At 41.6% G+C, this 13390-nt stretch carries 9 protein-coding genes; 3 read left to right on the forward strand and 6 right to left on the reverse strand.

Annotated features, from left to right (window positions below):
- Nucleotides 1-146: 146 nt before the first annotated feature.
- The 6 genes from FVQ77_05585 to FVQ77_05610 form a co-directional block, all read right to left on the reverse strand.
- Nucleotides 147-1622 carry an aldehyde dehydrogenase family protein gene (locus tag FVQ77_05585; protein ID MBW8049802.1) on the reverse strand — a complete coding sequence of 492 codons (1476 nt, stop codon included), beginning with the start codon at nt 1620-1622 and terminating at the stop codon, nt 147-149.
- Between the two features lie 9 nt (nt 1623-1631).
- Nucleotides 1632-2018: a retroviral-like aspartic protease gene (locus FVQ77_05590; protein ID MBW8049803.1), complete on the reverse strand. Its 387-nt coding sequence runs from the start codon at nt 2016-2018 to the stop codon at nt 1632-1634.
- Between the two features lie 191 nt (nt 2019-2209).
- The gene (gene deoC / locus FVQ77_05595) at nt 2210-3166 is read right to left on the reverse strand and encodes a deoxyribose-phosphate aldolase (GenBank protein ID MBW8049804.1); all 957 of its coding nucleotides are present in this window, start codon (nt 3164-3166) and stop codon (nt 2210-2212) included.
- Between the two features lie 61 nt (nt 3167-3227).
- Nucleotides 3228-3902, reverse strand: coding sequence for a hypothetical protein (locus FVQ77_05600; GenBank protein ID MBW8049805.1), 675 nt, complete (start codon nt 3900-3902; stop codon nt 3228-3230).
- A 90-nt stretch (nt 3903-3992) separates the two neighbouring features.
- Complete coding sequence (locus FVQ77_05605; protein MBW8049806.1) at nt 3993-4940, reverse strand: NAD-dependent epimerase/dehydratase family protein; 948 nt, start codon at nt 4938-4940, stop codon at nt 3993-3995.
- Nucleotides 4941-5073: 133 nt separating this feature from the next.
- A complete protein-coding gene (locus FVQ77_05610) occupies nt 5074-7722 on the reverse strand; it encodes a DUF5117 domain-containing protein (protein MBW8049807.1) in 2649 nt (882 codons plus the stop codon).
- A 547-nt stretch (nt 7723-8269) separates the two neighbouring features.
- Between FVQ77_05610 and FVQ77_05615 the strand changes: the two genes are divergently transcribed.
- Genes FVQ77_05615 through FVQ77_05625 form a run of 3 tightly spaced genes read left to right on the forward strand, consistent with a single transcriptional unit; the run spans nt 8270 to nt 13377 of the window.
- Entirely contained in the window at nt 8270-8476 is a 207-nt protein-coding gene (locus FVQ77_05615) for a hypothetical protein (GenBank protein MBW8049808.1), read from the forward strand.
- Nucleotides 8460-8729, forward strand: coding sequence for a hypothetical protein (locus tag FVQ77_05620; protein ID MBW8049809.1), 270 nt, complete (start codon nt 8460-8462; stop codon nt 8727-8729). Before FVQ77_05615 ends, FVQ77_05620 begins: the two co-directional genes overlap by 17 nt.
- Before the next feature lie 22 nt (nt 8730-8751).
- Nucleotides 8752-13377 carry a T9SS type A sorting domain-containing protein gene (locus FVQ77_05625; GenBank protein ID MBW8049810.1) on the forward strand — a complete coding sequence of 1542 codons (4626 nt, stop codon included), beginning with the start codon at nt 8752-8754 and terminating at the stop codon, nt 13375-13377.
- The last annotated feature ends 13 nt before the right edge of the window (nt 13378-13390 follow it).

Consider the following 13390-nt stretch of genomic DNA (forward strand, 5'->3'; position numbering starts at 1 on the left):
TATAATGTAGATTTTTGTTTTGCGCACATATTCAGTCATTTACATTCGCATAAACAGCAAAATGTATAGATAATGCACATTATTGCACACTTATTTATCGTAATTATAAGATATTCCACAATATTATAAAACAGAACCATTATTTTTTAATTCAATCTCAAATAAGCCAACAACCCATGCAGCCCTCCTTCACGTCCAAACCCGCTTTCTTTATAGCCGCCAAATGGTGAAGAAGGATCAAACTTGTTGTAGGTGTTTGCCCACACAACGCCAGCCCTCATCTGGCTGGTAGCTTTAAATATCTTCGCCCCTTTGTCGGTCCACACACCGGCAGATAAGCCATAGGGGGTATTATTGGCTTTTTCCACCACTTCTTCCACCGTTCTGAAAGTTTGAACGGCCAGTACCGGCCCGAAAATCTCTTCCTGTACAACCCTGTGCGACTGCGATGCATTCAGAAACAAGGTAGGCCTGCACCAGTAACCTTTATTGGGTAAAGAGCAAGATGTTTGATACAACTCAACTCCTTCATCCAACCCAATTTTGAGGTACTTGTTGATCGTGTCTAATTGCATTTTAGAATTAATAGCTCCAATATCGGTATTTTTATCCAACGGATCACCTACTATAAGCGTTTCCATCCTGTCCTTGAGCTTACGGATAACTGTATCAGCGATTGATTCCTGTACAAACAACCTGGAGCCTGCACAGCACACATGTCCCTGGTTGAAGAAAATGCCGTTGATAATGCCTTCTACGGCCTGGTCAATGGCAGCGTCTTCAAAAATGATATTGGCAGCTTTGCCTCCTAATTCCAGCGTAACCTTTTTGTTTGTTCCTGCAATCGCCTTTTGAATGATCTTACCCACTTCAGTGGAGCCCGTAAAGGCAATTTTATCAATATCGGGATGGTTAACGATGGCAGCGCCTGTTTTGCCTGCTCCTGTAATAATATTTACCACTCCCGGAGGCAGATCAGCTTCCTGGATAAGTTCAGCAAGCTTTAACGCAGTTAATGGCGTTGTTTCAGCAGGTTTTAACACTACGGTATTACCTGTTGCCAGGGCAGGAGCAATTTTCCATGCTGCCATCAATATTGGGAAATTCCAGGGAATGATCTGGCCGGCAACCCCGATTGATGCCGGCTTCCTTCCCGGGAAAGCATATTCCAATTTGTCTGCCCAACCGGCATAATAGAAAAAATGGCTGGCAGCTAACGGAACATCCACATCCCTTGATTCGCGGATCGCCTTCCCGCCATCCATGGATTCTATCACGGCAAACTCCCTTGCTCTTTCCTGGATCATGCGGGCTATGCGGTAGATGTATTTGCCTCTTTCTTTAGCCGGCATTTTAGACCAACTATTTTCGTAAGCATTCCGGGCAGCTTTAACGGCTTTATTGACATCTTCCTCCGTAGCATCCGCCACCTCTGCTATTTTTTCTTCATTAGCCGGGTTGATCGTATCAAAATATTTGCCTCTGGCAGGCTTAACAAATTTCCCGTTGATGAAAAGATCATACCTTTTTTTTAGCTTGATATGATCGGTTTGCTCGGGGGCAGGGGCGTAGCTCCAGCCGGTTTTGAAGTTTAGGGTTAAGTTGTTTTGTTTGTTATTCATGATTAATTTTTAAAAATTAGCAATTTCAACATCCTGGGGATCTAATCCGACTGTATAGTCTTCATTTTTAAGATCCAGCTTAATATCCCAGCCTTGCATAAAATCTACCCCAATGATCATTTCGCGGGGCATCTTATCAATGATATAGAAGAGGCCGCTTAGAAGTTTTCCTTTCATTTCAACTTCAATACCACAATAATTGCTGGCGGAGAAAGCTTCTTTGCCATTTACCCCATTAAAGATAATTGGTTTGTGCAGTTTTAATAAATGTTGAACAACCTTATTAACAACATCTCTTCTAATAAGTGACCGGCCAGCACCGCTATCAAACAATGCTATGACATTGATTTTACCTTTATCTGCGTAAACAGGCAGGTTTTTTTCGATTTTTCCCATGGTATAAATTATTTAGGAAATGAAACGGTAAAGTGGTTATTTTCTTTTTTAATATCTGCAATATATTTTTGTACAAACATTTTTTTCAATTCTTTGCCTGACATAATTCAACGTAAAAAGCAACCTAAAAGTTAAATTATTTTCTATTTGAATCTGCTCCTTTTACCCAATACTGAATTTGTTTATCTACGTTAATCATTCGAAAAATAATCCAATGACTGATAATTTCCCGTTCTCTCTTTCACTATCTGCATCAACACATCATTTGCCAGCCTGCTTGCACCGAAACGGAACCAATCTGGTGAGAGCCAGGCACTGCCCAATGTTTCTTTCACCATCACTAAATAATGTAACGCCAGCTTTGCTTTGGAAATACCGCCTGCAGGTTTCATGCCCACCATCCTACCCGTTTCATAATAAAAATCCCGTATGGCTTCCAGCATGACCAGGGTAACGGGCATTGTTGCTGCAGGGGTGATCTTGCCGGTGGATGTTTTGATAAAATCTGCACCGGCATGCATGGCGATCTCGCTTGCTTTCCGTACGTTATCCAGGGTAGAAAGTTCGCCGGTTTCCAGGATCACCTTTAAATGGGCTTTACCGCATGCTTCCTTTATTACTGCAATTTCGTCAAACACATAATTGTATTCTCCTTTCAAAAATTTACCCCTTGAAATGACCATGTCCACTTCATCGGCCCCTTCCTGCACGGCAAATTTTGTATCGGCAATTTTTACCTCCAATGGCGCCTGCCCGCTTGGAAATGCCGTGGCAACTGAGGCCACTTTGATGGCGCTGCCTTTCAATGCGGCTTTTGCCACCCTGACAAGCGTAGCATAAACACAGATTGCAGCTACTGATGGCAGGTCATCCAAAGCATCATGCAAATGCATGGCTTTATAGCACAATTGTTTCACTTTGCCGGGACTATCCATGCCTTCCAGCGTTGTAAGATCAATCATGCTCAGCACCAGCTTCAGCCCGGCTATCTTGGAATCTTTTTTTATGCTGCGCTTTGAAAACCTTGCCGCGCGTTCTTCTATACCTACCTGGTCTATGCGGGTGGTATTGGATAAAGCCCCCCTAAATCCCCCCAAAGGGGGGACTTTGCCATCGCTTTTGCCATGGGGTAGTTCAGATACTTTCATATTTTCTGTTGATTTATACGTTAAAATTTCTATGATCAAACTTCCATTCTATTTCTTTGCACTAAAACAACCCCATACATCCATAGCAGCCCAGGCACTTTCCTTTATCAACACCGCTTTTAGTGCTTAGTAATTGAAGCATTGGCTTCAAAAATATTTTTATTTTAACAATATAGATTGGTGCATTAAACTCACTTTTAACGATCGTTTCTTTTGTCAGCATCCTTCTATAACCTAATCCTCCTCCAATTCCCAGCCAGGTAAAAAATTTGTAATAACCAGTCAATGAAAATGTAACAACTCCTACTGATTTATCGAAAAGAACCTTACCCGTTTCGACTTTATATGCTTTAATGCCACCTAACCCAAACTGTAAGGGTAAACTTATTTCTCCTCGTTTTTCTTTAAAAATTAAAAATTCCCAGTAGGGGCCTAAATAGTTAAACTCAATTTCAACAGTATCTTTTTTAGTTTTAAAACTTTTCAGGAAATAAAATCCCAGCCCGGCTCTTATTTTCCCCTCATACTCCAATCCGAGCTTTATCCCTCCCATTTTTGCTTTTTGATCAGTAATAAATGATTTTCTACCGTCAGTAGCAATGATAAATTTCATTGCGCTGATTGGTTCAGCAGTATCCTTCTTAATATTTATGGGTGTACTATATTCTACGTCTTGTGTAAAAGCTGCTTTATATTGAAACACTAAAACCAGTGCTACTGTGATTAATCGTTTCATGGGCGTAAGTATTGGTAGTTGGCTATTAGATATTGGATAATATCAAAAATAAAAATCAATTATCAAATATACAACATCCAAATTACAAAATTACTTCATTTCCAAATTATCAATCATATCCTTTGTCATTTTCACCAAATCATATTCATGCTGCCAGCCCCAGTCATTTCTGGCTGCAGTGTCATCAATGCTCTTAGGCCAGGAGTCTGCGATCTGCTGTCTGAAGTCTGGTTTATAGGAAATGGTAAAAGCGGGTATATGTTTTTTTATCTCATCTGCAAGTTGTTTGGGTGAGAAATTAACGGCAGTTATGTTATAGGCAGAACGGACCTTTACTTTTTCTTTATTTACCCCCATCAAGTCTATAGTTGCTTTAATTGCGTCTGGCATATACATCATTGGCAGGAAAGTATCCTCTGAAAGCGGGCATTCAAAGTGCTCGTTATTTGTAGCCTTATGGAAAATATCTACCGCATAATCAGTGGTTCCCCCTCCTGGCAGTGCTTTATAACCGATCAGACCGGGATAGCGTAAGCTTCTTACATCCACTCCGTATTTTTTAAAATAATATTCACACCATCGCTCTCCTGCCAGCTTGCTTATACCATAGACAGTAGCAGGTTCCATGATAGTGCTTTGTGGTGTATTATCCTTTGGTGTGTTGGGTCCGAATACGGCAATAGAGCTTGGCCAGTAAATTTTTTTCAGCTTTTTCTCCTTTGCGGCATCCAGTACATTGATCAACCCGTCAATATTCAATTTCCAGGCAAATTTTGGCCTGTTTTCCCCGCTTGCTGATAAAATAGCTGCAAGATGATATATATGCGTGATCTGATACCGGTCAATGATTGCATTGAGCCGGTCAGCATCCAAAACATCAAGTATTTCAAATATTCCCGATTCGGTTATCAGCTGCTTTGATTGTATAATATCAGATGCTATTACGTTATCAACGCCATAAACATCTCTGAAACAGATGGTTAGTGCGGTGCCTATCTGCCCGCAAGCTCCGATGATCAAAATTTTTTCCTGGCTCACAAAAGTTGTCTTTTTTTGCCACTAAATCTCTAAAGCGCTAAATCCCACTAAAGAAATTGACAATTGACAGTAGACAATTGACAATATGCCTGCTGTCAATTGTCAATTGTCTACTGATTTAGTGGCATAATTTTTACTTCTTTATATCCAACGCTTTTTTAATTAAAAACAAAATATGTTCACGATGAGCTTTTGTTACCGTATTTGTAAATTCGGCAGCAGATAACGTAACTTTGATCTGATTTAAATGAAAAAGGGCTAAGGATTGTGATATATTGTCGTATTGAGATTTCTTGCCACTGGTACCCGGGATGATGTTAATTAGGCGTTCAATGTATTCAATCTGCAGATTTTGCCTGAAAGAATTCACTACAGTGCCCTTGTCATCTCTAAATATGGCTTTTGTAAGATCATACATATATTCAGATAGCTTGTATTTGTTGCCATATAACTCAGAGTCAGTTATTCTTTTTAGTACATTCGGATGCAAAAGATGGTTTAAGATATCTTTCTGAATATTTAAGATCCTTTCGTGGATCCTGGGGTCTTCATTTTTTCCGAAATGATTGAACCCCCTCCTTTGTATTTGCAGATAATTATATAAATCAGCGGGGAAATTGAATGCATCTATACCAAATGCATATTTTGACAAAGCATTCATAGCTCTTTTTTGCTCTTCATAGCTTACCGGTGTAAAGGGTTTGGAAGCGCCCTGCTGTCCTACCATAGCACGGTCAATATATACACCTCCTATATATCTTGAGATCACTTTCGCAGCAACATAATATTCGCGTGTCAGGATCAGGTAAGCGCTTCTCAATTCATGATAAGACTGCCCCTCAGTACTGTATTTTTCTTTAAGGTTTGAGAAAATGTTGTTGACTAATTTTATCCGGTCTATGGCATAGGTAATAGCATCACCAGACATATCCCCGATCATTATTTTTGGATCTATACCGGAACCAGGGCTGCGCATATCATCAGCATCATTGCCAAATGCCAGCATCGGATCAGTAGAGCGTGACAGGATACTATCTAATCGCTGCTTTTCTGCTTCCGGGTCATCTAATGCTTCAGAATAACCGTATAGAATCGCCCATTTGTCATAGGGTCCTGGTTTAACATCATAATAAAGCCCCTGTTTCTCTTTATCAAGGGCAATATTCACAGGTGAATAATCCATTACAGAACCGGTAAGCCCGATCTCTAATGTTAAATTTCTATCGTTTATTTGTTGGGGTGAATGAAGCTGGCTGGCTTTCATGTTATGGTTCAGGCCAAAAGTATGGCCCAATTCATGCAAAATCAGGGCATATAATGACTGTTTAACCAATTCTTTATTTTCCATTTCTGACAGATCATTCGCCTTCAGTGCACAGATCCCGAATAGCTTTTCCTGATGTAAGAAATCACCAAAAGAGCAGTATGCCAGCCCTCCTTTAACTCCGGGGATAATATCTTCCCCTTCCTGACCTGTGGTGGAGAGGGGGCCAGGGGGCGAGGTGGACACGCTTTCAAAAAGTTTTTCATACTTGAAACGATTGGTCATATAAATAAATTCCAGCATAATATCAGCGCCCAGGATCTGCCCTGTTCTCGGGTTGACAAAGCTGGGGCCGTATCCTCCAAAGGGAGGATTGGGTGATGAAGTCCATCTCAGAACATTATACCTGATATCACCCGCATCCCAGGTTGCATCATCAGGCTGGATCTTTACCTCGATTGCATTTAAAAAGCCTGCTGCTTCAAAAGCTTCGTTCCATGCAAGGGCAGCTTCCTTAATTATATCTCTGAACTCGTTCGGTGTTGTTTTTTCAATCCACCAAACTATCGGTTCAACCGGTACAGAGAGGTCTGCTTTTTTACGCTTTTTTTCCAGATGCCACCTGTGGACCAGGTCCCTGTAAGGTGTGGCGCTCACTGAGGTCATATTATCCACCTGACTGGTGAAATATCCCACACGCGGATCATCAAATCTGGGTACAAAGTTGTTTTGAGGCACTTCTAAGAGACTATGCTGGATTTTAACACTCACAAAGCGAGCATCCGTAACAGCTTTACGACCGTAATTTACAGGATAAAAATTTTCATAAACGTATTCTACAACGATATCGGTATTCATTGGATAGTTTTTTATCCTGACATATTTGGTTTTTCCCTTGCTCAGCTTACCTAAATTAAAGCGTGTAGCCGCTTGTTTGTCTTTTGGATTTGGAGAAGGCTTGACCTGCTGCATACTCTCTTTGAGAAAAATATCATCTGCTTTGATCAGAAACTCTGTTTTGTTCTTGTTTTCTCCAACAATTATTTGATTTGCAAGAATAGCCCTGTTAATATTGGCGTCAGCAGCCCGGCTTAATGGATTTTTTTCATCAAAATAATAGCCGGTATTTTCCAAAATAAATTCGATCTTGTTAAAGTACTTTTTTATCCTGAATATTTTTGCTCCCCTGTAAGCCCCCCTGAAATGCCGTGCATCCAGAATACCTTCCACGGTGTGGCTGAAATAAATATACTCCTTATTTAATTCATCTTTATGAATTAACATATAGAGTATTCCATTTGTCGTGTCCTGATACAACGTAAACAGACCTTCATATTTCCTGCATGGCTTTGTTATCGATTTTATCGATTTTATTGTTTCCTTCTTTTTATTTTTGGCAGCTTCAATGATCTGTTCTTTGATTGATTTCTGGGCAAATGAAACAGTAGACAGCAGACAGTTGACAGTTGACAATAAAACCAATGCTACAATAACAGATAAAATTCTTTTATTGACCATAATAAAAAATTTTGTTAAAGCACAAATATAGTATTTTTTAGTAAAAAAAGAACAATGAAATAAAAACCAAAATTTACAAAAATCTGAAATCCACAACTGTATTGTTAAAATTAATAATTAATCCATTTTTGCAATTATAATGTTTAACATATTTTGAGCAAACATAACAATAATTTATGTGCCCCGCACATAAATTTTATGTGCGGGGTGTGCGGGGTTATGGTATTCTTTTCATTCTTTTAAAAAAATATTCCTGTAGTTATAAACGATGAACACCTGGTACAAATCCGTACGTACATCAAAAACAATCCCGAAAAATGGAAAGATGATGAACATTACAAATATTCATTAAATCCTAAAATCTTAATTAGATTTGTTTGGCAAGCCGATGTTTTAGTGTTTTTAAAGAAAATATGAGATTTTATCAGGTTTTTTAGTAATTGTGTATTATATTGCAGTGTTTTTTTCAAATCACAAGGCACCTGGTCTCAAAAAGCCGGCTTTGATTAAATTCTTTATCTTTGTCTGATTTTAAAAATATAAAACAATGACAACAGTAGTTTTAAAAATCCCCGATAAAAAAGAAAACTATTTTTTGAGTTTATTTAAAAAACATCGTTTGAAAACGCGTGTTTTAGAACGGGAAGAAGACGAAGACCTGATAGCGCAGTGGATTGACGAAGGAATGAAAAGTGAGGATGTCTCCGAAGAAGAAATTTTTGAAATATTCCGGAAGAATGGAATTAAAGTATAAAGGTTCTTTTAAAAGGGATTTTGAAACAAACAACCGGCTCATTATTGAAGCGGTGCACAAAGCGGTTATGAATGTAAAAAATGCTTCATCGGTAACCCAAATTCAAAATCTGAAAAAAATGCGTAAATACACAACTCATTACAGAATCCGTATAGCAGATGATTATAGAATTGGCGTTATCATCAGAAGCAACACCGTTTGGTTTACCCGTTTCGGACACCGAAATATTTTTTATAAAAAACTTTTTCCATAAAATCATTTAAAACCCTAAAACCATGAAAAAATCAAATCTCTTCCACGCAGCAGTTGCCATTGCAACTTTCTACTTTCTAACTTTACAAACTTTCAACTGCTTTGCACAGCCCCCCCCCACCATCTCCTCCTTCACCCCTTCATCGGGTGCAGTAGGCACATTGGTAACCATTACAGGCACTAATCTAAGCATCCCCACGGCTTTTACCATTGGCGGAGCTACTGCCATAGAGGTATCCAATATCGGAACCACATTAGTAGGCTTGGTAATGCCCGGCGCTGTTACAGGCGCTGTATCTGTTACCACAGCAGGAGGCACAGCAATAAGTGTCAGTAATTTTACGGTTACACCAACACCTTACCCTGGCTTACAGCAGGGAAATAAATTAGTCGGCACAGGGGCTGTGGGCGCTGCACGACAAGGTTGGTCTGTTTCCATTTCATCCGATGGGAATACGGCTATCGTGGGAGGATTAGGTGATAGTAGCTGGGCAGGAGCAGCCTGGGTTTATACCCGCACCGGCGGAGTGTGGACACAGCAGGGAAGTAAATTGGTCGGCACAGGGGCTGCGGGCGCTGCATTTCAAGGCATCTCTGTTTCCATTTCATCCGATGGGAATACGGCTATCGTGGGAGGATATCAAGATAATTCTGCTGCAGGAGCTGTATGGGTTTATACCCGCTCCGGCGGAGTGTGGACACAGCAGGGAAGTAAATTGGTAGGCACAGGGGCTGTGGGCGGTGCAGAGCAAGGCGCCTCTGTTTCCATTTCATCCGATGGGAATACGGCTATCGTGGGAGGAGATGGTGATAGTAGCTTTGCAGGAGCAGCATGGGTTTATACCCGCTCCGGCGGCGTGTGGACACAGCAGGGAAGTAAATTGGTCGGCACAGGGGCTGTGAGCTCTAACGTTCAACAAGGCGCCTCTGTTTCCATTTCATCCGATGGGAATACGGCTATCGTGGGAGGAATTGGTGATAGTAGCGGTATAGGAGCAGCATGGGTTTATACCCGCACCGGCGGAGTGTGGACCCAGCAGGGAAGTAAATTGGTCGGCACAGGGGCTGTGGGCGCTGCAAATCAAGGCATCTCTGTTTCCATTTCATCCGATGGGAATACGGCTATTGTGGGAGGACGGTTTGATAATAGCAGTGCAGGAGCAGCATGGGTTTATACCCGCTCCGGTGGAGTATGGACACAGCAAGGTAGTAAATTGGTCGGCGCAGGTGCTGCGGGCGCTGCATATCAAGGCATCTCTGTTTCCATTTCATCCGATGGGAATACGGCTATCGTGGGAGGACATCGTGATAGTACCAATGCAGGAGCAGCGTGGGTTTATACCCGCTCCGGCAGTGTGTGGACACAGCAAGGAAGTAAATTGGTCGGCACAGGGGCTGTTGGTTCACTCGTTTATCAAGGTTACTCTGTTTCCATTTCATCCGATGGGAATACGGCTATCGTGGGAGGATATCGTGATAATACCGATACAGGAGCAGCATGGGTTTATAGCGTCTGTACTGTTACGGGTACTCCTGCATCCGCAGCAATTTGTTCAGGAGACAGCATTTTAATCAATGGAACATACAGAAGCGCAGCGGGAACTTATACCGATACGCTCACAGCGGTGAATGGCTGCGACAGCATCATTGCAACCACTTTAATGCTAAATTCAAACCCTGTTATCATTTCATTTACCGTAACCTCTATTGGCTGTACACCGCTTAATAATACGCTATGTGTTACTACAACCGGTGCCGATACACTCTTTTGGTATTTTGGGGATATGACTTATGATACAACCTTATCAGATACCTGTCTCACCCATATTTATACCAATGTTACCGCCAGTCCTGTTTTTTACAATCCAACCATAATTATAGAGAATGTTTTTGGCTGCAGGGATACAGCTTCAGCAACAGTTACGGTTTTACCACCGGTAACTGCTGCATTTACTGCTTCGCCAGATACGGCCGGCTGTCATCCTTTTACGGTTGATTTTCAAAATTCCTCAACAGGTGCGGATAATGGCTACTTGTGGGATTTTGGAGACGGAAGTCCGGCAGTTAATGATACAAATCCTACCCATATATTTACCAATACAGCAAGCCTGATTGATAGTATTTATACCGTTAGATTGATCGCTACCGGTTTTCCGATCTGTAAAGATACTGCTGTACGACAAATATTAGTACATCCAATACCAACAGCAAGCTATACAGTAAGCGATACTGTTGGCTGTGTAGGCGATACTGCCTTTTCTACCAATACAAGTACCGGAGCGACTTCATACCTGTGGCAGGTAGATGGTATTACTTTAAGTACAGATACAAATGCTTTTATAATAGCGCCTATACCCGGCACTTATGCATTCAGGTTAATAGCATCAGATGGTGTATGCAGCGATACCTCAGCAGAGACAATTATAACGGTCTATGCTTTACCCACTGCAAGTATTACAGGCACAGATCTAAGCTGTACCGCAGCTAATGATGGGGCTGCTGACCTGACAGCTTCCGGTGGCGCCCCGCTTTCATACAACTGGTCTAACGGAGATACTACTGAGGATATCATGGGTTTGTCTGTTGGTACCTACACGGTGATCGTTACCGATACGAATGGCTGCACAGCAACTGACAGTGTTATGATCTCAATTACCGGTAACTTAATAGTTGTCATAACAAGCATAATTGATGCTTCATGTATTGAACTATGTGATGGCGTAGCTTCTGCATTTATAACCGCAGGAACAGGAACTTACCAGTGGAATGATCCTTCAGGGCAAACAAATCCCATAGCTAATAACCTCTGTACAGGTGAATATAACGTAGTTGTAACTGATTCTGCCGGCTGTACTGATACAGCCACTGCAATAGTTGGGTCACTCCCTGAATTGACCCTGGCCATCACTCCAACAAATTCGACTTGCGGCAACACAGATGGCAGTGCAACGGTAAATGTGTCCAATGGCGCTATTCCTTATACTTATTCCTGGTCAAGCGGTGATACCCTTCTCTTTGCAGACAGCCTGGCATCAGGTATTTATGTTGTAACCGTTACAGACGACAATGGTTGCTCAAGCTTTGAGATTGCCATCATCAGCGACAATAACGGGCCAGTTATCACGGTGGTGGCAGCAAATGATATTACCTGTAATGGTGGTTCAGATGGTTCAATTGCTGTGAGTGTATCAGGCGGAACAGCGCCTTTTACTTACCAGTGGTCAAACGGAAGCACCGGACAGGTTATCACAGGTTTGGTTGCCGGGCCTTATGAACTGACGGTTACAGATTCTGCCGGTTGCATTGCCAATAAAAGCGTTACGCTTATCCAACCTGACGCACTGAGCTTATTAATAACCACCACCGATGCCATTTGCAGCAATAACGATGGAAGTGCAACGGTGAATGTAAGTGGTGGAAACGGTGGCTATACTTATTCCTGGTCAAGCGGAGATACGCTGCCCGATGCAGACAGCCTGGCAGCAGATGTTTATACTGTAACCGTTACAGATGTTAGTGGATGCACAGATTCCGCGAGCGCTGCTGTAAGCAACGCAGGTGGAGCAACGATCACCATAGATTCTATCATTGATGGAGGATGTGGCGCTTCTTTAGGTTCAATTTATATCAGCTTAACAGGCGGGTCAGGGATATTTACCTACTTATGGTCAGATGGTTCTATCAATGAAGACCTGGTAAATGTATCTTCAGGAACGTATAATGTAACTGTAACCGATACCAACAACTGTATAGCAACAGCAAGCGCTCACATATCAGGAATACCTTCAGTAGAAGCTTCAATTTGTCTTGTCACGGTTGACAGCGCTACGGGCAAGAACCTGATCGTATGGGAGAAAACACAAACACAGGGCGTTAAATCTTACAACATCTACAAAGAAAGCTCTCAAATTAACAATTATTACTGGATAGGAAACGTACCTGTTGACACCTTAAGCATATTTGTAGATACTTTGTCAGACCCAACGATCAGATCGTGGAGGTATAAGATGCAGGTGGTAGATTCATGCCTAAATGAATCAGAATTAAGTGCAGACCATAAGACGATGCATCTAAATATAAATTTAGGAATACCCCCTGCAATAAACCTGATATGGGATCATTATGAAGGAGATTTTTCATTTTCCACATATTATGTTCTTAGATATACAGCATTAACAGGCTGGGATACATTGGGCGCGCTGGCAAGCAATCTTACTTCCTTTACTGATCCTTTACCGCCTCCTAATGAAGACCTCTATTACGTTGTTGAAGTAAAGCACCCTACGGGCTGTGATCCAAATCTGAGTAAGGTGTTAGTTTACAATTCAGCCAGGTCAAATGTATCCAACAGGCTATTGCCTACGGGGATCACTGAGGGGGGTACCTCGCTTCGCCCGGTACAGGTTTTTCCCAATCCATATTCGGGTGTGACTCAGATAAGCTATACTTTACCTGAAAAAGCAGATGTGCTCTTAGAAGTATTTAATGTTTTGGGCAAAAAGATACAGGTATTGGTTAACGGTGAACAAAACAGCGGGAATTACCGGTATAGTTTTAGCGCTAAAGGGTTGGGTTATTCTTCGGGGGTTTATATCCTGAAATTAAGAGTGGGTGATAGTGTATATACTAAACAGTTGATGGAGTATTAAGGCGTCCCGGGTA

The sequence above is a fragment of the Cytophagales bacterium genome, assembly GCA_019456305.1.
Taxonomy (GTDB): domain Bacteria; phylum Bacteroidota; class Bacteroidia; order Cytophagales; family VRUD01; genus VRUD01.